The sequence below is a fragment of the Stagnihabitans tardus genome, assembly GCF_009925085.1.
Lineage (GTDB): Bacteria > Pseudomonadota > Alphaproteobacteria > Rhodobacterales > Rhodobacteraceae > Stagnihabitans > Stagnihabitans tardus.
This window is the reverse complement of record NZ_JAABNR010000009.1, coordinates 116154-139116: the sequence shown is the minus strand read 5'-3', so window position 1 is coordinate 139116 and position 22963 is coordinate 116154. Positions and strand designations below refer to the sequence as shown.

23 protein-coding genes are annotated in these 22963 nt (G+C 67.2%); 10 read left to right on the top strand and 13 right to left on the bottom strand.

Features of this window, described 5'->3' with window-relative positions; all coding sequences use genetic code 11:
* Nucleotides 1–124 precede the first annotated feature (124 nt).
* Nucleotides 125–991, top strand: a complete 867-nt coding sequence (locus tag GV832_RS11165; protein WP_168774935.1) for a LysR family transcriptional regulator ArgP — start codon at nucleotides 125–127, stop codon at nucleotides 989–991.
* Here GV832_RS11165 and GV832_RS11160 read toward each other — a convergent pair.
* Together GV832_RS11160 and GV832_RS11155 are read right to left on the bottom strand one after the other, a co-directional pair.
* A complete protein-coding gene (locus GV832_RS11160; RefSeq protein ID WP_168774934.1) occupies nucleotides 982–1890 on the bottom strand; it encodes a lysophospholipid acyltransferase family protein in 909 nt (302 codons plus the stop codon). The genes GV832_RS11165 and GV832_RS11160 overlap by 10 nt on opposite strands.
* Before the next feature lie 57 nt (nucleotides 1891–1947).
* A complete protein-coding gene (locus tag GV832_RS11155) occupies nucleotides 1948–3174 on the bottom strand; it encodes a urate hydroxylase PuuD (protein ID WP_168774933.1) in 1227 nt (408 codons plus the stop codon).
* A gap of 106 nt (nucleotides 3175–3280) precedes the next feature.
* Between GV832_RS11155 and GV832_RS11150 the strand changes: the two genes are divergently transcribed.
* The 3 genes from GV832_RS11150 to GV832_RS11140 are packed head-to-tail and all read left to right on the top strand — an operon-like array spanning nucleotide 3281 to nucleotide 5300.
* Nucleotides 3281–4195, top strand: a complete 915-nt coding sequence (locus GV832_RS11150; protein ID WP_168774932.1) for a LysR family transcriptional regulator — start codon at nucleotides 3281–3283, stop codon at nucleotides 4193–4195.
* Complete coding sequence (locus GV832_RS11145; RefSeq protein ID WP_168774931.1) at nucleotides 4192–4851, top strand: alpha/beta fold hydrolase; 660 nt, start codon at nucleotides 4192–4194, stop codon at nucleotides 4849–4851. Before GV832_RS11150 ends, GV832_RS11145 begins: the two co-directional genes overlap by 4 nt.
* The gene (locus GV832_RS11140; RefSeq protein ID WP_168774930.1) at nucleotides 4827–5300 is read left to right on the top strand and encodes an ureidoglycolate lyase; all 474 of its coding nucleotides are present in this window, start codon (nucleotides 4827–4829) and stop codon (nucleotides 5298–5300) included. Before GV832_RS11145 ends, GV832_RS11140 begins: the two co-directional genes overlap by 25 nt.
* Here GV832_RS11140 and GV832_RS22325 read toward each other — a convergent pair.
* Nucleotides 5278–6327 (bottom strand): alpha/beta hydrolase family protein, encoded by a 1050-nt coding sequence (locus tag GV832_RS22325; RefSeq protein ID WP_168774929.1) that lies wholly within the window; start codon nucleotides 6325–6327, stop codon nucleotides 5278–5280. The two genes, GV832_RS11140 and GV832_RS22325, sit on opposite strands and share 23 nt — an antisense overlap.
* A 59-nt stretch (nucleotides 6328–6386) precedes the next feature.
* Between GV832_RS22325 and GV832_RS11130 the strand changes: the two genes are divergently transcribed.
* From GV832_RS11130 to GV832_RS11120, 3 genes are all read left to right on the top strand, one after another.
* Nucleotides 6387–7232 carry an endonuclease/exonuclease/phosphatase family protein gene (locus GV832_RS11130; protein WP_168774928.1) on the top strand — a complete coding sequence of 282 codons (846 nt, stop codon included), beginning with the start codon at nucleotides 6387–6389 and terminating at the stop codon, nucleotides 7230–7232.
* A gap of 169 nt (nucleotides 7233–7401) precedes the next feature.
* Nucleotides 7402–8373 (top strand): phosphotransferase, encoded by a 972-nt coding sequence (locus GV832_RS11125; protein WP_168774927.1) that lies wholly within the window; start codon nucleotides 7402–7404, stop codon nucleotides 8371–8373.
* Nucleotides 8370–9650 carry an aspartate aminotransferase family protein gene (locus GV832_RS11120; protein ID WP_168774926.1) on the top strand — a complete coding sequence of 427 codons (1281 nt, stop codon included), beginning with the start codon at nucleotides 8370–8372 and terminating at the stop codon, nucleotides 9648–9650. Before GV832_RS11125 ends, GV832_RS11120 begins: the two co-directional genes overlap by 4 nt.
* A 107-nt stretch (nucleotides 9651–9757) precedes the next feature.
* Here the strand turns inward: GV832_RS11120 and rpe are convergent, their stop codons facing one another.
* Complete coding sequence (gene rpe / locus GV832_RS11115) at nucleotides 9758–10441, bottom strand: ribulose-phosphate 3-epimerase (RefSeq protein ID WP_168774925.1); 684 nt, start codon at nucleotides 10439–10441, stop codon at nucleotides 9758–9760.
* 100 nt (nucleotides 10442–10541) lie between these two features.
* On the opposite strand from rpe, the gene GV832_RS11110 reads away from it, so the two are divergent.
* Nucleotides 10542–11513 (top strand): type I glyceraldehyde-3-phosphate dehydrogenase, encoded by a 972-nt coding sequence (locus GV832_RS11110; RefSeq protein ID WP_168774924.1) that lies wholly within the window; start codon nucleotides 10542–10544, stop codon nucleotides 11511–11513.
* A gap of 167 nt (nucleotides 11514–11680) precedes the next feature.
* Here GV832_RS11110 and gnd read toward each other — a convergent pair whose 3' ends face one another.
* From gnd to nhaD, 3 genes are read right to left on the bottom strand one after another with little or no spacing between them, the layout of a single operon-like run.
* Complete coding sequence (gene gnd / locus GV832_RS11105; protein WP_168774923.1) at nucleotides 11681–13084, bottom strand: NADP-dependent phosphogluconate dehydrogenase; 1404 nt, start codon at nucleotides 13082–13084, stop codon at nucleotides 11681–11683.
* On the bottom strand, nucleotides 13081–13974 hold the full coding sequence (locus GV832_RS11100; protein ID WP_168774922.1) for an SMP-30/gluconolactonase/LRE family protein: 894 nt from the start codon (nucleotides 13972–13974) through the stop codon (nucleotides 13081–13083). Before GV832_RS11100 ends, gnd begins: the two co-directional genes overlap by 4 nt.
* Before the next feature lie 39 nt (nucleotides 13975–14013).
* Nucleotides 14014–15291, bottom strand: a complete 1278-nt coding sequence (nhaD, locus tag GV832_RS11095; protein ID WP_168774921.1) for a sodium:proton antiporter NhaD — start codon at nucleotides 15289–15291, stop codon at nucleotides 14014–14016.
* 107 nt (nucleotides 15292–15398) lie between these two features.
* Here nhaD and deoC point away from each other — a divergent pair, with 107 nt between their 5' ends.
* Both deoC and GV832_RS11085 read left to right on the top strand, forming a co-directional pair.
* Nucleotides 15399–16388, top strand: a complete 990-nt coding sequence (gene deoC / locus GV832_RS11090; protein ID WP_168774920.1) for a deoxyribose-phosphate aldolase — start codon at nucleotides 15399–15401, stop codon at nucleotides 16386–16388.
* Nucleotides 16389–16548: 160 nt separating this feature from the next.
* A complete protein-coding gene (locus GV832_RS11085; RefSeq protein ID WP_168774919.1) occupies nucleotides 16549–18882 on the top strand; it encodes an aldehyde dehydrogenase family protein in 2334 nt (777 codons plus the stop codon).
* 105 nt (nucleotides 18883–18987) lie between these two features.
* Here the strand turns inward: GV832_RS11085 and GV832_RS11080 are convergent, their stop codons facing one another.
* The 6 genes from GV832_RS11080 to GV832_RS11055 form a co-directional block, all read right to left on the bottom strand.
* Complete coding sequence (locus tag GV832_RS11080; RefSeq protein ID WP_168774918.1) at nucleotides 18988–19989, bottom strand: NAD-dependent epimerase/dehydratase family protein; 1002 nt, start codon at nucleotides 19987–19989, stop codon at nucleotides 18988–18990.
* A gap of 73 nt (nucleotides 19990–20062) precedes the next feature.
* Entirely contained in the window at nucleotides 20063–20899 is an 837-nt protein-coding gene (locus tag GV832_RS11075; protein WP_168774917.1) for a hypothetical protein, read from the bottom strand.
* 201 nt (nucleotides 20900–21100) lie between these two features.
* Nucleotides 21101–21604 carry a ribosome maturation factor RimM gene (rimM, locus tag GV832_RS11070; protein WP_168774916.1) on the bottom strand — a complete coding sequence of 168 codons (504 nt, stop codon included), beginning with the start codon at nucleotides 21602–21604 and terminating at the stop codon, nucleotides 21101–21103.
* 87 nt (nucleotides 21605–21691) lie between these two features.
* Nucleotides 21692–22042: a 30S ribosomal protein S16 gene (rpsP, locus tag GV832_RS11065; RefSeq protein WP_168774915.1), complete on the bottom strand. Its 351-nt coding sequence runs from the start codon at nucleotides 22040–22042 to the stop codon at nucleotides 21692–21694.
* Between the two features lie 79 nt (nucleotides 22043–22121).
* Nucleotides 22122–22424: a chorismate mutase gene (locus GV832_RS11060; protein ID WP_168774914.1), complete on the bottom strand. Its 303-nt coding sequence runs from the start codon at nucleotides 22422–22424 to the stop codon at nucleotides 22122–22124.
* On the bottom strand, nucleotides 22421–22963 hold the full coding sequence (locus GV832_RS11055; RefSeq protein WP_354001953.1) for a GNAT family N-acetyltransferase: 543 nt from the start codon (nucleotides 22961–22963) through the stop codon (nucleotides 22421–22423). The genes GV832_RS11060 and GV832_RS11055 overlap by 4 nt, the downstream gene beginning before the upstream one ends.

The window sequence follows — 22963 nt, the reverse complement described above, 5'->3', positions numbered from 1 at the left end:
GGTATGGGGCCATGGCGGGATGGGTCATCGCGGCTGGGGTCAAGCTTGTCTCCTTTTCCCTTGACCTGCCCTGCCTTGCGGGTTCAATCAAATTAAACCTTCTGCCGCCGATGAAGAGAGGCTAATGTTCGACCCCGCCCAGTTGGCCGCCCTTGCTGCCGTCCACCGAAGGGGCGCCTTCGACCTCGCGGCGGCGGATCTTGGCGTCACGCCCTCGGCCATCTCGCAGCGGATCAAGGCGCTGGAGGAGGCCACGGGGACGCTGCTGATCCGCCGCGGCCAGCCCTGCGAGGCCACGGTGACCGGCCTGCGCCTGGTGCGCCACCACGAGGAAATCTCGCTTCTGCATCAATCGCTTGCGGCGGAGCTGCGGCTGACCTCGGGCCCCGCCGTCACCCGCATCGCGCTGAATGCCGACAGCCTGGCGACCTGGGTCATGCCCGCGCTGGCCAGCGTCGAAGGGCTTTTGTTCGACGTGGTGATCGACGACCAGGACCACAGCCAGGAGCTCTTGAAGTCGGGCGAGGTCGTCGGCGCCATCACCTCGCATCCCGGGCCTTTGCAGGGCTGCGACACGATCCCCCTGGGCGCCCTGCATTACCTGGCGACCTGCGCCCCGGAATTTGCCGCGCGCTGGTTCGCAACGGTCGACGCGGCCAGCCTCTCCCGCGCCCCGGCGCTGAGGTTCAACGACAAGGACCGGCTGCAAGAGGCCTGGGTCGCGGCGCAGACCGGGCGGAGGCTGGCGCTGCAATGCCACCGCATCGCCTCCTCGCAGGGCTTCGTCGATGCCTGCCTTTCGGGGCTCGGCTGGGGGATGAACCCGGTCCAGCTTGTCCGCGCCCATCTCGCCTCAGGCGCCCTGGTGGAACTCATTCCCCACACCGGGCTGAGGGTGCCTTTGTACTGGCAATTCAACCGCTTGACCGCCGAGGCCCTGGCCCCCCTGACCCGCGCCCTGCGGCGCGAGGCCCGCAGTCTTCAGACCTGAATCCGCGCGGGGAAGGTGAACTCGTCCTCCGCCACCGGACCGCCCTCTTCGGCCATGGCATAGCACCGCGCCCGCAGCCAGGCCACGACATTGCCCTTCTCCATCGCCCCGCACTCGACCGGCGCAGCGATGCGCATCCAAAGGGTCCGGTTCAGCCGCCGCCGGGTCTCGTGGAAGATCAGCGAGACGCGCAGCGCATAAGACAGATGGCTCGCCAGCTGGAAAAGCCGCGAATTGCGCCCCTGGACATAGATCGCCAGGGTCTGAACCCCCGCCCGCCGCGCCAGCCGCGCGACGAAGGGATGCCAGAGGAAATCGGAGGCATTGCGCGCGAAAGGCGTCACCGAGGTCGCAACCCCGCCCGCCGGGAAGATGATCAGCGCATGGCCCTGATCGAGCCACTCCACCGCCTGCCGCCGCGTCTCGGCCGAGGTGCGCCGCGCCTCGGGGCCGGGGCCAAAGTCGATGGGCATCAAGACCCCCCGCGCCTCATGCGGCTTGCACAGAAGCGAGTGGCAGATCAGCTTCACATCGGGGCGCACCTTGGCGATCAGATGGCCGATGGAAAGCCCATCCGCGATGCCGAACGGGTGGTTCGCCACGATCAGCAATGGCCCCGTGGCGGGGATATGGGCCATGTCCGCCTCCGAGGCCTGGGGGTCGAAGCCCAGGATCCGCACCGCCTCCGAGAAGATCGGCGCATCGGGGTCGCGGGTCGCCTGCCAGTGGCGGTAAAGCTTCTCGAAGCGGCCGCTGCCCGACAAACGCTCCACCACCCGAATCACGGTGCGGCGCAGCCAGGGCATGTCCGGGCTGGAATAGGTGAAGAGCGGTCCGGGGTCAGCCACCTCCGGCTCGGGATAGTCCACCAGGAGACCCGCCACATCTTCCGTCATCATCGCCTCCACGCTTTTGCGAAACCTATGGTGCAATTGCGTGACGGGCCTATGACAGGGTCAAAGCGCCTCACCCCTCGAGCGGAACCAGTCAACGATGGCGGCGCGCTCTTCGGGCTCCATGTACGACAGGTTCGCGGGCGGCATGGCGCGGGTGAGGCCCGCCTGTTCGTAGATGCGCTGCGCCTCGCGGAGGATATCCGATTGCGTCTCCAGCAGGACCCCCTTCGGCGCCCAGTGGATGCCCTCTTGCACCGGCTCGCGGGCATGGCACATGGAGCAGCGGCCCTGGACGATGGAGACCACGTCCTCGAAGCCCGGGGCGGCGGCCAGGGTGATCTCTGGCCCGGTCAGGGCGGCCTCTTCAGGCGGATGGCGCATCGGCGCGGTGGCCAGCCAGCAGATGGCGAGGAAGAGAAGCGCCGTGGCAGCCCAGGTCCAGATCGGCCGCCCCTTGCGGGCGTGAAGGGTGTTGAACCAATGGCGGATCGTCACGCCCATCAGAAAGACGAGCGCCGCGATGATCCAGTTGTATTCCGTAGCAAACACCAAGGGATAGTGGTTGGACAGCATCAGGAAGACGACCGGAAGCGTCAGGTAGTTGTTATGGGTCGAGCGCTGCTTGGCGATCTTGCCATATTTCGGATCGGGCTTCCGCCCCGCCTTCAGATCGGCCACCACCACCCGCTGATTGGGCATGATGATGAAGAACACATTCCCGCTCATGATCGAGGCGGTGAAGGCGCCCAGGTGCAACAGCGCCGCCCTGCCCGAGAAGACCTGGGTGTAGAACCAGCTCATCCCCACCAGGACCACGAAGAGCGCCACCATGACCAGGGTCTGGTTCGCGTTCACAAAGACCTTGCAGATGGCGTTATAGGCCAGCCAGCCAAAGGCCAGCGAGGCGACCGAGATGGCAATCGCCTGCCAGACCTGAAGCTCCATCACCTCGGGGTCGATGAGGAACATCTGCGCGCCCTGGTAATAGACCAGGCACAGCAGCGCAAAGCCAGAGAGCCAGGTGGAATAGCTCTCCCATTTGAACCAGGTCAGGTGTTCGGGCAGGGCAGCCGGAGCCACCAGATATTTGCGGATATGGTAAAAGCCGCCGCCATGGACCTGCCATTCCTCGCCATGGGCTCCGGGCGGCAGGTCGGGCGCCTGGCGCAGGCCAAGGTCCAGGGCCACGAAGTAGAAGCTCGACCCGATCCATGCCATGGCCGTGATCACATGCAGCCAGCGCACCGCAACTTGCGCGAAATCCCACAGGACGATCCAGTCATACATCGCGGTCTCCCCTTTTGGCTGACCCTATACCGGGGGGCACTTGTCTGTTAATCCTGCGAATGTCGCAGGACTTTCAAAAACCTCCGACAAGCTGAAGGCTTGGGCAATGTCCTATGTGAACAACCTGAAAATGTTCGTGCGGGTCTACGAGCTCGCCTCGATGTCCGCCGCGGCCCGCGATCAGCGCACCTCTCCGGCCGTGGCCTCGGCCCGGATTTCCGAGCTGGAGAAGCACCTGGGCGTCCGGCTCTTCAACCGCACGACCCGAAGCCTGCAGCCGACCGAGAACGGGCGGCTCTTCTATGACGGCGCCAAACGCGTGCTCGAGGCCATCGAAGAGGCCGAGGCCGCCGTGATGGATGTGGCGCAGAACCCGCGCGGGGTGATCTTCGTGGCCGCCCCCCTGGGTGTCGGTCGCCGCTTCATCGCGCCCCATGTGCCCGCCTTCACCGCGCTTTACCCGCTGATCGACATCCGCCTGCGCCTCTCGGACCGCGTCATCGACCTGACCGCCGAGGGGCTGGACGTGGCCTTCCACCTCGGCCAACTGGAGGACTCGACGCTGAAGGTCCGCCAGATCGCCGAATGCCCAAGGCTCCTGTGCGCCGCCCCCGCCTATATCGCCCGGCGCGGCATGGCCCTGGACGGCGCGGCGCTGGCGACCCATGACTGCCTGAACCTCCGCTTCCCCGGCGCGAAAGAGTTCCAATGGACCCTTCAGACCCCCGAGGGCCTGCGCCGCTTCGAGATCTCCGGCCCCTTCGAATCTGACGACGGCGACGTCCTGACCCAATGGGCGCTGGAGGGCCATGGCATCGTCCTGAAACCCGCCTTCGAAGTGGCCGAGCACCTGGCCTCGGGCGCCCTGGTTCCCGTGGCCGAGGCCACGCCGCCCCTGCCGGTGCAGCTCTCGCTCCTCTCGCAGTCGCGCAGCCAGAAAGACAGCAAGATCAGGCTCTTCTGCGATTTCATGATCGCCCGGATCAAGACCGACCTTGCGGCAAGGATGGCGCTGTTATGACGCCCCTGGTGGCCGAGGGGAACTACCACCTCCTCTACCTGCCCGGCACGACCGAGACCCTGATCCTCACCTGCGCCTCGATCGGCCATGATCCCTCCCGCCCCCCGGTCCCCGAATGGGCCCGCAGCACAAGACCCCATCCGACCCTCTTCCTGATCGATGTGACCCGCTCCTGGGGCACCGCGCCGGGCCTGGCCGAGACCCTGGCCCTGGCGCCGAAACACCCCCAAACCCTGGCCCTCGGCGCCTCGATGGGCGGCTTCCTGGCGCTGCAAGCCACCCATCACCTGCCCATCGACGCGGTGATCGCCATAGGCCCCCAGCACCAGCCCGCCGCAGACTGGGAGACCCGCTGGCGCGCCCATACCGATGCCCTGCCCAGGGACCTGACCGCGCCCCCATCCCGCGCCCGCCAGACCTATATCCTGCACGCCGCCGACGACCTGGCCCAGGCGCAGGGCTTCACGGAAGCCGACCAGATCCTCTTCCCCGACCAGACCCATTCCACCCTGGCCGCCCATCTGAAACCCGCAATGCCCGGCCTGATCGAGGCCGCACTCACCGACCGCCGCCGCTTCCTGCGCCTTGTCTCCCAGGCGGGCGGTCGCCGCAAAACCCCCACGAGGCCCCCATGCATATCCAAGCCCTCCCCCTGACCCCTGAAGCCTTCGCCCCCTTCGGCGATGTGCTGGAGGCGACCGGAGACTTCCGCCTGATCAACGAAGGTCTCTGCCGCCGCCACCACGACCGCGCCCTGATCGACGTGGCCGATGCCCGCCCCGGCATCTCGATCTTCCTGGCCGAGCCCCGCGCCCTGCCCTACGACTTCTCCCTGATCGAGCGCCACCCCGAGGGCTCCCAAGCCTTCCTCCCGATGCACCAGAACCCTTTCCTGGTCATCGTCTCCAAAGGCCCCGAGGCGACGCCCCAGGCCTTCCTCACCAACGGCGCCCAGGGCATCAACCTGCATCGCGGGGTCTGGCACGGCGTGCTGACACCGCTCCACGCCCCCGGCCTCTTTGCCGTGGTCGACCGCATCGGCACGACGCCCAACCTGGAAGAGTTCAGCTACCCGCGCCCCTTCACTGTCCGTGCTCCAGAGTGACCCCAAGCGGCACCGCCGGAGCCTCTGCCGCAAGGCCCTTCAGATGCCGATCCAGGAACCAAAGCGCAAAGCCCTGGGCGATGTTGTTCATCCGCAGCGTGTCCCAGATCGCATCGGCATAATGTTCGAAGGGCACGAAGCTCAGCCCCTCCGTGCGCTCCCAGGCCTCGGAAGGCGCCGGGATCGGGGCCGCCGCATTATGCCCGGCGCCCTGGAAGGTCAGAAGATGCCGCTCCCCCCGCGCCTCCGCCCAGATCCGCCGCATTGAAGGGTAATCCGAGACGTGATCCTCCGACCCCGCCATCAGGAACATCGGCACCGCCAATTCCGCCATGCCCGAGGCATCCCAAAGATCCCGCTGCCGCCCCCAGGGACCGATGGGCAGGATGGCCTTCAACCGCGCGGGCACCTCGGGCAGGGGCAGGTCGAACCCCTCCCCCGCCGCCCAGTCCCGCGCCGTCTGCGACAGCCGCGCGCCCCCCGCCACCAGGGCCCCATAGCCCCCCATCGAATAGCCGATGATGGCGTAATCCCCGCCCAGTTCCCCCGCCACGAACCCCGTATCCGCCGCCCGGTTCACCAGGGTCGAGGGGAAGGCCTTGCCCCCAAGGTAGGCCGCATCGCCATAGGTGCTTTCCTCGTGGTCGATCGAGGCCACGCGGTAGCCATGGCTGGCCAGGAACTCGCCGAAATGGCTCATCAAGATCCGGTTGCCCGGAAAACCATGGCTCAGGATCACCAGGGGGTAATCGCCCGCCAAGGCCTCCGCCCCCCGGCCCGCCCGCCCCCGCAACACCACCGCGCGCCGCCCGTCGCGCAGAAGCGTGCGGTACTCCGCCCCCCCGCCCGCAACCGCCGGATACCAGTATTCCACCGTCAGACGCCTGTCCCTGACCCCGCCCCGCAGCACATCCTTCCGCCCGGCATGCACCAGCTCCAGCGTCCTGACCCCCACGGCCAGCGCCCCAAACCCCGGCCCATCCGGACGCATCCCGTCGATCCGGTTCAAACCCGCTTCCTCATTCATCTCTTCGCAAATATCCTCAGGGAGTCCGGTGGCAGGATGCCCCCGTCCTTGGAGCCAAGATGCGCCTTCTCAGCTACAACATCCAATACGGTTACGGCCAGGACAATGGATATGACCTGTCGCGCATCGCTCATATCGTGACACAGTCCGACATTGCCGCCCTGCAAGAGGTCGACCGCCACTGGTCGCGCACGGGCTTCGACGACCAGCCCGCCCTCCTCGCCCGCGCCACGGGGCGCTTTGCCGTCTACGGCGCGGGCTTCGACATGGACGCCGCCACGCCGGAAGAACCGCTGAGACGCCGCCAGTTCGGCCCCCTGATCCTGTCGCGCTGGCCGATCCTCTGGAGCCGCACCCATCTCCTGCCCCTTCACCGCATGATCCAGCCCATCAACACTCAGACCTGCGCGCTCGAGGCGGTGATTGCGACGCCCAAGGGCCCCCTGCGCCTCTTCAACCTGCATCTCGCCCATGTCGGCCGGGCCGAGCGCCTGGCCCAGATCGAGCACCTGAAGACCCTCGCCGCCCAGACCTCCGGCCCCTGGAGCGGCCAGGACGACGAGCCTTCCCGCAACTGGACCGCCAGCCAGCCCGAGCCGCCCTGCCCAATGACCCAGCTCTGGATGGGCGATTTCAACATGGAACCCGGCGCGCCAGAATACCTGGCCATCACCGGCGAGACCCCCTATCACCCCGGCGCGCTTTATGCCGGTCAGATGGTCGATGCGGTCGCCCATCTCGGCCAAAGCCTGCACACCCATGAGAAGGTGATCGCGGGAGAACTCCGCCTGCGCCAGCTCGACCATATCTTCGCTTCGGCCGAACTCGTCCCCCGCCTGCGCCGCGCCTGGACCAGGCCCGAGATCGCCTCCGACCACTTCCCCCTTTGGGTAGAGATGGACTGACCCCAGGACCCGGGGTCACGACCCCGGGCTACGCAGCCCGACGAGAGCCCCAGGACGCCAAACGAGGTCCCCCGACCTTGGGCTGCGTGTTCACACGCCCCCGCGATCCCACCGCATCTTCTCCACCGCCCCCATTGACACCGCCCCGCCCTTCCCCCCCAATCGCCCCATGCCGCTCGGTTCCAACCTCACCACCCCGCCCCCCATCCTGCCCGAGGCCGAGGCCCGGGCGCTTCTCTCCCGCCATTGGGGCATCGAGGCGGAGCTGACGCCCCTGACCTCCGAACGCGACCTGAACTTCCGGGTCGAAAGCGCTCCGCGCCATGTGCTGAAACTCGCCAACCCGGCCGAGCCCCATGAGGTCACCGATTTCCAGACCCAGGCGCTCTTGCATCTTTCGAACTCCGGCCTGCCCGTGCCCCGGGTTATCCCTGCGCGGGACGGCCAAACCCTGGTGAAAACCGAACATGGGCTCCTGCGGCTCCTGACCTATCTCGAGGGAGCGCCACTGCACGCTGCTCCGCGCAGCGATGCCCAGCGCGCCGCCATGGGGCGGCTGAACGCACGGCTGACCCAGGCGCTGGCACCCTTCCGCCACCCCGGAGAAGCCCAGGACCTGCAATGGGACATCCGCCACACCGCCCGGCTGGCGCCGCTTCTGGCCAATATCCCGCCGGACCTCCGCCCCCTGGCCGAAGCCACGCTCGACGCCTTCGAGACCCAGGCCCTGCCGCTTCTCCCGTCCCTGCCCTGGCAGGTGGTCCATAACGACCTGAACCCGCACAACCTGCTCGTCGGCGATGATCCCGACCAGGTCACCGGCATCCTCGACTTTGGCGACATGCTGCGCACGGCCCGGATCTGCGACATGGCGGTGGCGGCCTCCTACCAGGTCGACCCCGCACGCCCCGGCGAAAGCCTCGGCGCCTTTGCCCGCGCCTATCATGCCACCCTGCCGCTTCTGCCGCAGGAACTGGCCCTTTTGCCGCTGCTGACCCGCGCCCGGATGCTGACCACCCTGGCCATCGCCCATACCCGCGCCGCCCGCTACCCGGACAACGCCCCCTATATCCTGCGCAACACGCCCTCCGCCGCCGCCGGGCTTGCTGCATTGATCGACCTCGACTGGAGCCCGCGATGAGCCGCGACGAAACCATGGTGAATGCCTTTGTCCCCGGGCTGGGAAATCTCCCGCCCGAAACCGAGGCCCTGGTCGCCCGCCGCCAGCGTCTCTTGGGCCCGGCCTACCGGCTCTTCTACGAGACCCCGGTGCATTTCGTCCGCGCCCAGGGTGCCTGGCTCTACGATGCCCAGGGCGCGGCCTACCTGGATTGCTACAACAACGTGGCCTCGCTGGGTCACGCGCACCCCCGCGTGCTGGAGGCCACCGCGCGCCAAGCTGCGATCTATGCCAGCCACACGCGCTATCTGAACGACACGGTCCTGGACTGCGCCGAAAAACTGCTCTCGCATTTCCCGCCCGAGCTATCCCAGGTCATGTTCACCTGCACCGGCTCCGAGGCCAATGACCTCGCCCTGCGCATCTGCTTTGCCGCGACGGGCGGCACGGGGCTGGTGGTGACCGAAAACGCCTATCACGGCGTCACCCATCTGATGGCCGGAGCCTCGCCCAGCCTTGGGCCGGGCGTGAACCTCGGCCCCCATGTGCGAACGGTGCCCGCGCCGCGCGATGCGGCCAGCTTTGCCGCCGATGTCGCCGCCGCCTTCGCCGACCTGTCGCGCCACGGGGTGAAACCCGCAGCGCTCCTGGTCGACACGATCTTCTCCTCCGACGGCGTGATCCCCGGCGCCTTCCTCGGCCCGGCGGTGCAGGCCACCCATGAAGCCGGAGCCCTGATGATCGCCGACGAGGTCCAGCCCGGCTTCGGCCGCACCGGCGCCCATTGGTGGGGCTTTCAAACCCACGGCATAACGCCCGACCTGGTCACCATGGGCAAGCCCATGGGCAATGGCTACCCCGTCGCGGCCCTGGTCGCCAAGCCCGAGGTCCTTCTGCCTTTCGGCACCAAAGCCCGCTATTTCAACACCTTCGGCGGCAATGCGGTGGCCTGCGCCACGGCCATGGCGGTGATGGAGGTCATCGAGACGGATGACCTTCTCGCCAATGCGTCGAGGATCGGCGCCCTGATGGCCGAGGGCCTGCGCAGCCTGACCCATGAGGCGCTTGGAGAGACCCGCCAAGCCGGCCTCTTCCTCGGCCTTGACATCCTGGAGGACGGCCACCCCTCCGCCGCCCGCGCCGCCCGCCTGGTGAACCTCCTGCGCGAAGCAAGGGTCCTGATCTCGGCCACCGGCCCGAAAGGCCATGTCCTGAAAATCCGCCCGCCGCTGATCCTGACCGAGGCCCAGGCCGACCTCTTCCTGACCGCGACCAAAGCCGCTCTTCGGCTCCTCTAAGAACCCCGCCGCCCCGGGCTTGAACCGGGGCCTCGACCCGAAAGGCGCACCGTATCCGTCGAGGCCCAGGGGCTCAAGCCCGGGGCGGCGGGGCGAAAGTGTCGGCCTCAGCCTTCCGCCGCCGCCCGCAAAGCCGCGATATTGGCGCCGTAAACCTCAGGCTTCATCACCGAACCGCCCTTGAACACCGTGGACCCCGCCACCAGCACATCCGCCCCGGCCTTCACCAGGGCCCCGGCGTTATCGTTGGTCACCCCGCCGTCGATCTCGATATGGATCGGCCTGTCGCCAATCATCGCCCGCAAGGCCCTGACCTTGTCATAGGCGCTCTCGATCAGCTTCTGCCCGCCGAACCCCGGGTTCACCGTCATCACGCAGACCACATCCACCAGGTCCAACAGGTAAGGCACCGCCTCGATCCCGGTCCCCGGGTTGATCGCCAGGCCCGCCTTCTTCCCCAGGCCCTTGATCGCCTGCAAGGTCCGATGCACATGCGGCCCCGCTTCCAGGTGGGCCGAGATCACATCGGCCCCCGCCTTGGCATAGGCCTCAAGGTATTGATCCACCGGGGAGATCATCAGATGCACATCCATCACCCCCCGGATATGCGGCCGGATCGCGGCGCACATCGCGGGCCCGAAGGTCAGGTTCGGCACGAAATGCCCGTCCATCACATCGACATGGACCCAGTCCGCCCCCTGGTCCTCGATCGCCCGACACTCCGCCCCGAAATTCGCGAAATCCGCCGAAAGGATCGACGGCGCGATCTTTACCTTGCGAGAAAATTCCATGAGAGCCTCCCTTTTCTTCCGACTGCCGCCCCGCGCCCCGGGAGTCAAGCCCGTTGCCCCCGCTGCGACAATATGATCAAAAGCAGCAGGAGGACCCCTCATGCAGATTTTCCTCAACGGTTTCGGACGGATCGGAAGGTCGATCCTGCGCGCCTGGGCAGCAGAGCCCACCCGCTGGCCGGGCCTGGTGATCGCAGGCATCAACGACATCACCGATGCGCAGATGGCGGCCTATCTCTTTGAATATGACAGCGTCTTCGGCCCCTGGCGCGGGACCGTGCGGCTCGAGGGCTCGACCCTCACTGTCAACGGCCACGCCATTCCCCTGCACCGCACGCCCGACATTTCAACCCTGGACCTGGGCCGGATCGACCTGGTCATGGAATGCACGGGCCGCGCCGACAGCCTTGATATCGCCTCGCGCGGTCTGACCGCAGGGGCCAAACGCGTGCTGATCTCCGGCCCCTCCAAGGCGGCAGAGCTGACTGTGGTGCTGGGCGCGAACGAGGGCCGGATCGGCAGCCAGCGCCTGATCTCCAACGCCTCCTGCACGACGAACGCCCTGGCCCCCCTGGCCAAGCTGATCCACGAGACCTGGGGCATCGTCACGGGTTCGATGACGACGATCCACTGCTACACCGGCTCACAACCCACCACCGACGCCCCCGCCGCCGACTACGCCCGGAGCCGCGCGGCGGCCCTCTCGATGGTCCCCACCACGACCTCCGCCCAAAGGCTCCTCGACCTGGTCCTGCCCGAGATCGCGGGCCGCATCGAGGGCTCCGCCGTCCGCGTCCCCACGGCTTCGGTCTCCGCCGTGGACCTCGCGTTGATTCTGGAACGCCCCACGACCGTCGAAGAAGTCAACGCCGCCTTCCACGCGGCGGGCGGCGTCATCGGCGCCACGGATCGCCCGCTGGTCTCCTCCGACCTGCGCGCAAGGCCCGAGAGCATCGTCATGGCAACCCCGGAAACGCGCATCACCAAGGGCGGCATGCTCAGGGTCTTCGGCTGGTACGACAACGAATGGGGCTTTTCGAACCGGATGCTGGACATAGCCACCCGCCTCTGACCCCTTTCATATTGGCTCAAATACTCACGGGGTTTCCAAAGGGGAGCGTGCTCCCTTTTGGGCAGGGGGCTCGGGGGGCGGCAGCCCCCTGATTGCGGGGGGTGCGGGGGGCGGCAGCCCCCCGCTTCCGCCTGATGGACCCAAGGGCGCCAGCCCGCCAGGGGCCATCAGGCCATATGCCCACCCCAGGGCCCATGCAGCCCGGTCCCGGGTTGATCCAGCCGCTCGAACCCATGGGCCCCGAAGAAGTCCCGCTGCCCCTGGATCATGTTGGCCGTCGAGCGCCCCGTCCGCATCATGTCGAACCAGGCCAGACCCTGTGAGAGCGCCGGCATCGCCAGCCCATGGGCCACACCCGCCGCCACCACGGAGCGCAACCCGGGGACCGAGGCCTTCAGATGGGCCGCAAAGAAGGGCGCCAGCATCAGGTTGCGGCCCGGGTTCTCGGCCAGCGCGGTGGCCATGTCATTCAGCATGCTCGAACGGATGATGCAGCCCTCGCGCCAGACCCGCGCAATCGCGGGCAGGGGCAGGTCCCAGCCAAACTCATGCCCCGCCGCCACGATCAGGTCGAAGCCTTGGGCATAGCACAGGATCTTGCCCGCGATCATCGCCTGCTCAAGCTGGGCCACCGTCACAGCCCCCGGGGGCAGCGCCATTGGAGCTGCGCCGAACTCCGCCTCGCCCCGCCGCCGCTCATCCAGCCTGGCCGAGACATTGCGCGCCATCACCGCCGCCTCGATCACCGGGATGGGCGAGGAGAGGTTCTGCGCCTCGATCACCGTCCAGCGCCCGGTGCCCTTCTGGCCGGCCTTGTCGAGGATCACGTCCAGCATCGGCTTCTCGCCATCGACCGCCTTGGCCACCGCAGCCGAAATCTCGACCAGGTAGCTCTGCAAGGGCCCCGCGTTCCAGGCTGAGAAGACCTCACCGACCGCCGAGGCCTTCATCGAGAGCCCATCGCGCATAACGCCATAGATCTCGGCGATCATCTGCATATCGGCATATTCGATGCCGTTGTGCACCGCCTTGACGAAATGCCCCGCGCCCCCCGGCCCCATATGGGTCGCGCAGGGGATGCCCTCGTACTTGGCCGAGATCGCCTCCAGCACCGGGGCCACGCGGTCCCAATCCTCCCGCGCGCCGCCGCCCATGATCGAGGGCCCATGCCGCGCGCCCTCTTCGCCGCCCGAGACGCCCATGCCGAGGAAGCGATAGCCCGAGGCCGCCGCCGCCCGCCGGTCGGTGTCGTGGAAATTCGCATTGCCCGCGTCGATGATGAGGTCCTCGGGGTCGAGGAGCGGCCTCAATGCCTCGATCTGCTGATCCACCGCCGGACCCGCCGGGACCATCAGGATGATCGCCCGGGGCTTGGCGATGGCCGCCACCAGTTCCTCCAGGGACTCGGTCGGCACGATGCGAGAGGAAAGCTCCCCCGCCCCCGCCGCGAAGTCCCGGGTCACTTGCGTCGTCCGGTTCCAGACCGCGATGGGAAAGCCCTTTTCCGCGATGTTCAGGGCGAGCATCGCCCCCATGGTGCCAAGACCGATCAGGCCAATCCTTGCCGTCATGGTTGCTGCACTCCCTTCCTGTTTAGCGCTAACGCATAGAGACTCGTGGTCGCCGTGATGTAAAGCACATGCTTCTCCCGCCCGCCGAAGCACAGGTTGGACACGATTTCCGGCACGAGGATCTTGCCCAGCAGCTTTCCGTCCGGCGCGATGCAATGGACCCCATCCCGGGCCGAGCTCCAGATATTGCCCTCGCTGTCGGCCCGGATGCCATCGGCCACCCCGGGAGAGATCACGTGGAAGACACGCCCATTCACCGGGCGCCCGTCCACCATGTCATAGACCTTGATATGGGTCGGATCGGAATGCCCCATCCGCCCGGTATCGGCCACGTACAAAAGGCTCTCATCTGGCGAGAAACACAGGCCATTGGGGCACATCATGTCGGTGATCATCGCCTGCATCGTCCCATCGGGGTCGATGCGATAGACATGGCAGGGGATTTCCTGCTCCGCCTGGTGGCCTTCGTAGTTCGACCCGATCCCGTAATGCGGATCGGTGAACCAGACGGCCCCATCCGAGGCCACGATGACGTCATTGGGAGAGTTCAGGCGCTTGCCCCCCCAGCCCTCGGCCAGGGTCACGACCCGGCCGTCATGTTCCGTCCGCGTCACCGACCGCGTGCCATGCTGGCAGGAGACCAGCCGCCCCATACGGTCGCGGGTATGGCCATTGGTGAAGTTCGCGGGCTGGCGGTAGGTCGTGATCCCCAGACCCGGCGTATAGCGCAGGATGCGGTCATTCGGGATATCGCTGAACAACAGGCAGCCCGCATCGCCGAACCAGACCGGGCCCTCGACCCAGTCGAAGCCCGTCGCCAGTTGCTTCAGCGGCGCGTTGAACATGACATAGCGGTCGAACCGCGGATCATGGCTTTCGTAAAAGGACATCTCCCCCCCTTGCGGCAAACCCGCCCTCATGCGCCGGAATCACCCGAACAGCGCTGCGTTCCACCATATGTGAACGATAACACTGGCGCCATAGCCCAAAGCGACGGCCCAGGCCCAGCGCAGATGGGCGCCGAATGTATAGGTCCCCTTCGCCAGCCCCATCAGCGCCACCCCGGCGGCCGAACCCACCGAGAGGATGGACCCGCCCACCCCGCAGGTGAGCGTAATGAGCAACCACTGGCCGTGGCTCAGGGCCGGGTCCATGGTCAGCACGGCAAACATCAGGGGGATGTTGTCGACCACGGCCGAAGCCAGCCCCAGGACCACATTGGCCGTCGTCGCCCCCACCCCGTCGTAAAGTCCGGCGCTGAGCAGCCCCAGCCAGCCCATGACGCCAAGTCCGCCGACCGCAAAGATGATGCCGAAGAAGAAGAGCAGCGTGTCCCACTCCACCCTCTGCACCTGGGCGAAGCTGTCCAGCACCATGTCCCCGTCATCGGCCCGCGCCCCGCGCCGTTGCAGCGCATAGGCCAGGACTTGCAGATACCCAAGGCCCAGCATCATCCCCATGGCGGGCGGCAGGTGCAAAGCGTTCTTGAAGATGACCGCCGTGACAATGGTGGCGGCAAAGAGCGCCACGACGCCCCACATGCCGGGTTTCGCCACGACCTGCGCCTCCGAGGCCACGGGCCGCCCCCCCGGCAGGCCAAAGGACATCAAGACCGCCGGGATCAGCCAGTTGACCAAAGCGGGCAGGAAGAGCGCAAAGAAGTCGAAGAACCCCAGCTTGCCCTTCTGCCAGACCATCAGCGTCGTGATATCGCCAAAGGGCGTAAAGGCCCCCCCGGCATTGGCCGCCACGACGAGGGAGACGCAGGCAGGCACCGCAAAACGCGGGACATCGCGCCCCAAGGCCATGACCACCGCCCCCATGACCAAGGCCGTCGTCAGATTGTCCAAGACCCCCGAGAGGCAAAAGGCCAAGCCCCCCGTCAGCCAGTAAAGCGCCCGATATCCCAGCCCCGCCCGCACCAGCGCGGCCCGCAGCACCTCGAAGGCGCGGCGCTCTTCCAGCGTGTTGACATAGGTGATGGCGACCAGAAGGAAGAGCAGCAACTCGCCGTAATCGGCAATGACCTCCATCGCGCGCTCATGCGCCGTCTCGGGCATCGAGACCCCGATGAGGGCCCAGATCAGCCCCGCCGCCAGCACCACGGGCTTGGACTTTGCCATGTGGGTCTTTTCCTCGAAGACCACCAGAAGATAGGCCAGGACAAAGATCCCCAGCCCCGCATAACCCGCCCAATGTCCCGTCATCACCACTTCCCTGACCGTTTGGTCAATTTTTTGCCGCCAACCGGTCGCGCCACCTTGCCAGCCCTGCCCCACACGTGCAAACCTTGACCCGAGCCGGGGAGGCAGCCATGCAGACGACACTTGATATCTCGACCCATCACTTGCCGCAGGTGACCCATGCGCGCAACCCCGGCATGGGCCTCGATCTCGATTGGGTCGCGAGCGTGCACGCCAATACCTCGGCCATCGAGCGCCGGGCCGCGACGATCGGCGCAAGGCGGTCGGTCAAGAAGGACTTCCAGGCGGCCTGGCTCTTGAAGGCGATCAGCCTCATCGACCTCACGACGCTGTCGGGCGACGACACGGCGGGGCGGGTGAAGCGGCTCTGCGCCAAGGCCCGCCAGCCGGTGCGGGCGGACATGCTTCAGGCCCTGGGACTGCCCGGCCTGAAGGTCGGCGCGGTCTGCGTCTATCACGACATGGTGGCGACCGCGGTCGAGGCGCTGGAGGGCTCCGGCATCCCCGTGGCCGCGGTGTCCACCGGCTTTCCGGCGGGGCTGTCGCCGCTGCATCTGCGGATGCAGGAGATCGGCGAGAGCGTCCGCGCCGGGGCGCGCGAGATCGACATCGTCATCTCCCGCCGCCATGTGCTGACCCAGAACTGGCAGGCTTTGTATGACGAGATGCGCGAGATGCGCGCTGCCTGTGGCGATGCCCATGTCAAGGCGATCCTGGCCACCGGAGAGCTTGGCACGCTGCGCAACGTCGCCCGCGCCTCGCTGATCTGCATGATGGCGGGCGCCGATTTCATCAAGACCTCGACCGGCAAAGAGAGCGTCAACGCCACCCTGCCCGTGACGCTCACCATGGTCCGCGCCATCCGCGACTATGAGGACCGGACGGGCATCAAGGTCGGCTACAAACCCGCCGGTGGCATCGCCAAGGCCAAGGACGCCCTGACCTATATGGCGCTGATGAAAGAGGAGCTGGGCCAGCCCTGGCTGCAGCCCGACCTCTTCCGCTTCGGCGCCTCCTCGCTGCTGGGCGATATCGAGCGCCAGCTGGAGCACCACCTGACAGGCCATTATTCTGCCAGCAACCGCCATGCGATGGGCTAGCCAGAGGGGCGCTGCCCCTCGCGCCTGCGGCGCTCACCCCGGGATATTTCTGAAAAGATGAAACGAAAGAGCCCACTTCTCATTCATCTTTTCAAAAATATCCCCGCCGGAGGCGCACCTCTGCCCCCAACGTTCCCCTTCGATCCTTCGGGAGACCGCCATGACCAAACCCACGATCCGCGAGATTTTTGACTCCATGGACTATGGCACCGCGCCCGAGGGCAATGCCGAGGTCAAGGCCTGGCTGGCCAAGCATCAGCGTTTCGGCCATTGGATCGACGGCGCCTTCACCGCACCGGGGAAGACCTTTGCCACGCGGAACCCGGCCACCGGGGATATCCTGGCCGAGGTGACGCAGGGCACCTCTGAGGACGTGGCGGCCGCCGTGGCCTCTGCCCGCAAGGCCCAAACCAAATGGGCCAAGTCAGGGGGCGCGGCGCGGGCGCGGGTGCTTTATGCGCTCGCCCGGCTCGTGCAAAAACATGCCCGCCTATTCGCCGTGCTGGAGACGATGGACAACGGCAAGCCGATCCGCGAGGCGCGCGACATCGACATCCCCCTTGTCGCCCGGCATTTCTACTACCACGCGGGCCTCGCCCAGCTGATGGACACCGAACTGCCGGGGCTGGAGCCGCAGGGGGTCTGCGCTGCTGTCATCCCCTGGAACTTCCCGCTTCTGATGCTGGCCTGGAAGGTCGCCCCGGCGCTGGCCGCCGGCAACACCGTCGTCCTGAAGCCCGCCGAATACACCCCCCTGACGGCCCTGCTTTTCGCGGAAATCTCGAAAGAGGCGGGGCTCCCCAAGGGCGCCCTGAACATCGTCACCGGCGATGGCGAGACGGGGGCGGCGCTGGTGGCCTCCGATGTCGACAAGGTGGCCTTTACGGGCTCAACCTCGGTGGGCCGCAAGATCCGCCAGGCCACGGCGGGCACGGGCAAGGCGCTGACCCTCGAGCTTGGCGGCAAGTCGCCCTATATCGTCTTCGATGACGCGGACCTGGATTCGGCCGTCGAGGGCCTGGTCGATGCCATCTGGTTCAACGGCGGCCAGGTCTGCTGCGCAGGCTCCCGCCTCCTGGTGCAGGAGGGCGTGGCCGACCGCTTCCATGCCAAGCTGAAACGCCGGATGGATGCCCTGCGCATTGGCGACCCCTTGGACAAGTCGATCGACGTGGGCGCCATCGTCGATCCGGTGCAGCTGGCCACGATCAAGGGCCTGGTGGAGGCCAACCGCGCGGGCGAAATCCATGTGGCGGCCTGTGCGCTCCCCGAGGGCTGCTTCTATCCGCCCACCCTGATCACCGGGCTTTCCACCGCCGATATGCTGATGCAGGAGGAGATCTTCGGCCCCGTCCTCGTCTCCACCACCTTCCGCACGCCGGCCGAGGCGGTCGAGATCGCCAACAACACGCGCTATGGCCTCGCAGCCAGCATCTGGACCGAGAACATCAACCTGGCCTTGGACCTCGCTCCCAAGATCAAGGCCGGGGTCATCTGGGTCAATGCGACCAACCTCTTCGACGCGGCGGCGGGCTTTGGGGGCCTGCGCGAGAGCGGTTTTGGCCGCGAAGGCGGGTGGGAGGGGCTGCGCGCCTACCTCAAGCCCGGGGCAAAAACCAAGGCCCTGGCGCCGGTCGCGATCCCCGAGGCCCTGGTCGAAGAAGCCCCTGCGATGGACCGCACGGCGAAGCTCTTCATCGGCGGCAAGCAGGCGCGGCCGGATGGCGGCTATTCGCGGGCCGTGACCTTCAAGGGCAAGCTTTTGGGCCATGTGGGCCTCGGCAACCGCAAGGATATCCGCAACGCGGTCGAGGCGGCCCATGCGGCCAAGGGCTGGGGACGCACGACGGGCCACAACCGCGCGCAGATCCTTTACTACATCGCCGAGAACCTTTCGGCGCGCAGCACCGAGTTCGCCCAAAGGATCAAGGATCAGACTGGGAAATCCGGGACAGATGAGGTGGCCGCAGCCGTGGACCGGCTGTTTACCTATGCCGCCTGGGCGGACAAATACGAAGGCGCGGTCAAGCCCGTGCCGATGCGGGGCCTGGCCGTGGCGGTGAACGAGCCCGTGGGCGTCATCGGTGCGCTCTGCCCCGACGAGGCGCCTTTGCTCGGGCTCGTCAGCGTCATGGGCGCAGGGATTGCCATGGGCAACACCATGGTGCTGGTGCCCTCCGAGGCCGCGCCCCTGTCGGCCACCGACTTCTACCAGGTGCTCGAGACCTCCGACCTGCCCGCAGGCGTGGTGAACATCGTCACCGGATCGGCGCAAGAGCTCGCCAAGCCCCTGGCCGGCCACCTCGATGTCGACGCGGTCTGGAGCTTCTCCAGCCAGCCGCTTTCGACCCTGATCGAGAAGGAAGCGGCCGGGAACCTCAAGCGCACCTGGGTCAACCACGGCCGCGCGCGCGACTGGACTCGGGCCGATGCGCGGGAGTTCCTCGCGCAGGCCACCGAGGTCAAGACGATCTGGGTGCCCTACGGCGAGTGATCGCCGCCAAGCCTGCCCCCAAGCGCCGCCCTCTCCCCGAGGGCAGCGCGGGTGGCGCGGGGTGGGTGGGCGGGAGCGCCACCCGCGCTGCCCGGGCTCCGTGCCTCAGACCCCGTAGTAGTCGCGGTACCAGTCCACGAATTCCTGCACGCCCTTGCGCACATCGGTTTTCGGCGCATAGCCGGTCAGCCGCCGCAAGAGATCCGCATTGGCCCAGGTCGCCGGCACATCGCCCTTTTGCATCGGCATGTAGTTGCGGATGGCCACCCGCCCCGTGGCGGCTTCGATCGCCTCGACGAAATCCAGAAGTTTGACCTTGTCGGAGTTCCCGATATTCACCACCCGCCAGGGCGCGGCAGGCGACAGGCTGTCGCCCTCGACCGGCTGACCCAGCACGGGCGCGGCATCGATCAGAAGCCGGATCCCCTCGACCAGGTCGGTGACATAGGTGAAATCGCGGTACATCTCGCCGTGGTTGTAGATATCCAGCGCCTCGCCCTTCAGGATCGCCTGCACGAATTTATACAAAGCCATGTCGGGCCGACCCCAGGGGCCATAGACGGTGAAAAAGCGGAACATCGTCGTGGGGATGCCCCAGAGATGGGCATAGGCATGGCCCATCGACTCCGTCGCCTTCTTGGTCGCCGCATAGATCGTCAGCTGGTGATCGGCGCGGTCGGTCTCGGTGAAGGGCATGACCTCATTCGCCCCATAAGCCGAAGAGGTCGAGGCCATCAGGAGATGGGCCACCTTGTGGCGCCGCGCCACCTCCATCACGTTGAAGGTCCCCACGACATTGGCGTCGATATAGGCCCGGGGGTTCTCCAGCGAGTAGCGGACCCCGGCCTGGGCGGCCAGGTGGACGATCACCTCGGGGGCGAAGTCGTCGGCCACGCGGTCCAGGGTCTCGCGGTCCTCGAGCTGGGCCTCGACCGTGGTGAAACCGGGGTTCTGCAACAGGATCTGGTGGCGGCGTTGCTTCAGCCGGACATCGTAGTAGTCCGACATCCCGTCATAGCCCTGGACCCGGAAGCCATGGTCCAGCAGAGCCTTGGCCAGGTGAAAGCCGATGAAACCCGCCGTTCCGGTGATGAGGACCTTGCGCATGGGATATCTCCTTTGCGCCTGAATGGCGGAGGCCTCGGCACTTGTCCAGCCTTGCACCTGTCCAGACCGGGGCTCAGGCCGCGGGGAGGGCCGCGTTCTGGATCAGCCCGGCCAGGCGCTGCAGCGGCAGGGCGGCCTCGGGCTCCAGGGCGGCGGCCTGCAAGAGCGCGCCGGGCTCGGGGAAATCGGCGGCAAGGCCCGGGTCGTCTTCCAGCACCCGCAGCGCGCGGCTGGCGTAAAGCGCCAGATCGCCTGCCGCCGGGGGGAAGAGGCTCGCGGCATAGCGGCTGCCCGCGAAGAAAGCCGCCATGTCGGGGTCCGTCGCATGGATCAGCCGGGCGCGGGCGGCCACGGGGCCGGGCTGGCCCGCCAGGGCATCGCGGATCGCCTGGGGATCGGCCCGGCTGGCCATCAGATGGGCCTGAAGCTCGACCTCGCCCACCGTCTCGGGCAGCCGCGTCAGGGCGGCCAGCAAAAGCGCCGGGCTTTCGGGCTCGGAGGTGGCGAGGCGGTGGGTCAAGGGGTCGAAGCCCGGCGCGGTCTCGGACGAGGGGCCCGACCACAAGAGCCGCGACAGGGGCACCGACAGGAAGGACAGCGCCGCCGGAAACCAGAAGGGCAGGTCGGGCCTGATCCCCATGACCCCGCCGAAGCCACGGCCGAGGGCAAAGCACAAGATCACCAACAGAGCCTGGGTCGTGACCAGGCTGGCCAGGGCCACCAGGGCCTCGCTGCGCAGCGCCTCCGCCGGGCTGGGCCAAAGATGGGGGCGCAGGATCACGCTCCACAGCACGAAGATCGCGAGGAAAGCGCCGACCATGGCCCAACCATGGCCCGAAAGCCCCGCCAGAAGCGGCCCGAGATAAAGAAGCGCAGTTGCGCCTTGCAGCAGGCGCAGACGGGTGGTCATGACGAGCCCTGGTATCGGAGGGTGGAAAATCCGGGCACTGGCACGTGGCGAACCGGGAGGAGTCTTGCCCATGATTGAGGCAAGGTCCAGCCCTTCGCCGGGCCAATGCGCGGGTTTTGTGCCGCCTCTGACCGCGCTTGCAGCCTGGGGGCGCCGGGAACCTCGCCCCTGCCCGCAAAGGTTGCGCGGATCCGGCTTCGGCTATTCCACCCCCTCGGGCGGATTGGCGACGATGCGCCGCGCGGCCAGGTCGACCGTCGGGATCACGGCGAGCGTAAAGGGCAAGAGCAGCACCTTGGGCCCGGCGACCTCGAGGATATCGCCCGCGCCGTGGTTATGGACCGCCCGCACCGTGCCCAGCAGCACGCCGCCGGTGTCGCGGACCTCGAGTCCGATCAGGTCGGCATGGTAGAATTCATCGTCGGGCAGGCGCGGCAGGCGGGACTTTTCGGCGAAAAGCTCGCAGCCCTTCAGCGCCTCGGCCTCTTCCCGCGTCTCGATCCCCTTCAGCCGCGCCGAATAGCCCCCGGCGACGGCCCTTGTGAGCTTGATCTTGAAGGACCGCGCCCCATCCGCCGTATAAAGCGGCCCATAGGAGGCGATGTCCTCGGGGTTGGCACAGAAGCTTTTCAGCCGGACCTCGCCCTGGACACCGAAAGCGCCCGAGAGGACGCCGACACAGATGAGGTCATTGGGATCGGGCATGGGGGCCTCTGACAAAGGACTGCGGGCGGCAAGGTGCCGCCCGCGACAGGATTTGTAAAGCCGGGCCGGGTTCGGCCCCCGGGCCGATCACTCGGCAGCGGCTTCGGCCTTGGCGGCCTTCTTCTTGGCGCGCTCGGCCATGGCCTTGCCGGGGACGGCCGCCTTGGGGTTGTTGCGGACCGTCTTGGCGATGACACCGGCGGCTTCCAGGAAGCGGGCGACGCGGTCGGTCGGCTGGGCGCCCTTGGCGAGCCAGGCCTTGACCTTTTCCAGGTCGATCTTCACGCGGTTTTCGTTGTCCTTGGCCAGCATGGGGTCATAGACGCCCAGCTTTTCGATGAAGCGGCCGTCGCGGGGCATGCGGCTGTCGGCAGCGACGATGGCATAGTGCGGGCGCTTCTTGGAACCACCACGGGCGAGGCGGATTTTCATGGACATGGGCTTAGTCTCCTTGGTTTGGCTTGGATGCATCCGCATCCGGTTTTGGGTAGGGTGCGCTTGAGCGCACCATGGGCGGTTATTTCTGCAACTTCTCGTGGTGGCGGATCACTTCCGAGATGATGAAGTTCAGGAATTTCTTGGCGAATTCGGGGTCGAGGTCGGCATCCTTGGCCAGGGCCTCCAGCCGTTCGATCTGCCGCGCCTCACGCGCGGGGTCCGAGGGCGGGAGCGCGTGTTCCGCTTTCAGCCTGCCCACGGCCTGGGTGTGCTTGAAGCGTTCGGCGAGCGTATAGACCAGGATCGCATCCAGTCGGTCGATCGAGGCGCGGTGATCGCGCAGGATCTGAGCCGCGCGCAGGGTGGCGTCGGTGTCGCTCATGCGGGCCTCCTGTGGCGGTAGACAAGCGTTTCGGGGCCCATGCTGACGGCTTGGCTGTCGATCACGGCACCGAGCTTTTCGGCCACCCGGCGCGAGGGGCCATTGTCGCGGCCGACATAGCTGACCAGCGTCGACAGGCCGCGCGGACCCAGGGCCCAATCGCGCACGACCGCCGCGGCCTCGGGCGCATAGCCCTGGCCCTCATGGCCGTCATAGACCATCCAGCCGATCTCGGTTTCGGGAAAGAGCGGCCCGGCGTTCAGGCTGATCGAGCCGACGAGGACCCCGTCGCGCTCCATCATCAGCGCGCCAAGGCCCTGCAAGGCCCAAAGTGCCACATCCGAGGTGAAATAGGCCCAGGCGCCCTTGGTGTCCAAGGGCCCGCCCACCCCGCCCGAGCGCGGCCCGGCCAGGAAGGCGGCATAGGTCGGAAAGTCGGCCATGACCGGGGCGCGCAGGGTGAGGCGCGCGGTCCGCAGGACCGGCGGCTCCTGACGGCCCGCGCCGCCAAGAATTTTCGACGAAAATTCTTGTCCCAC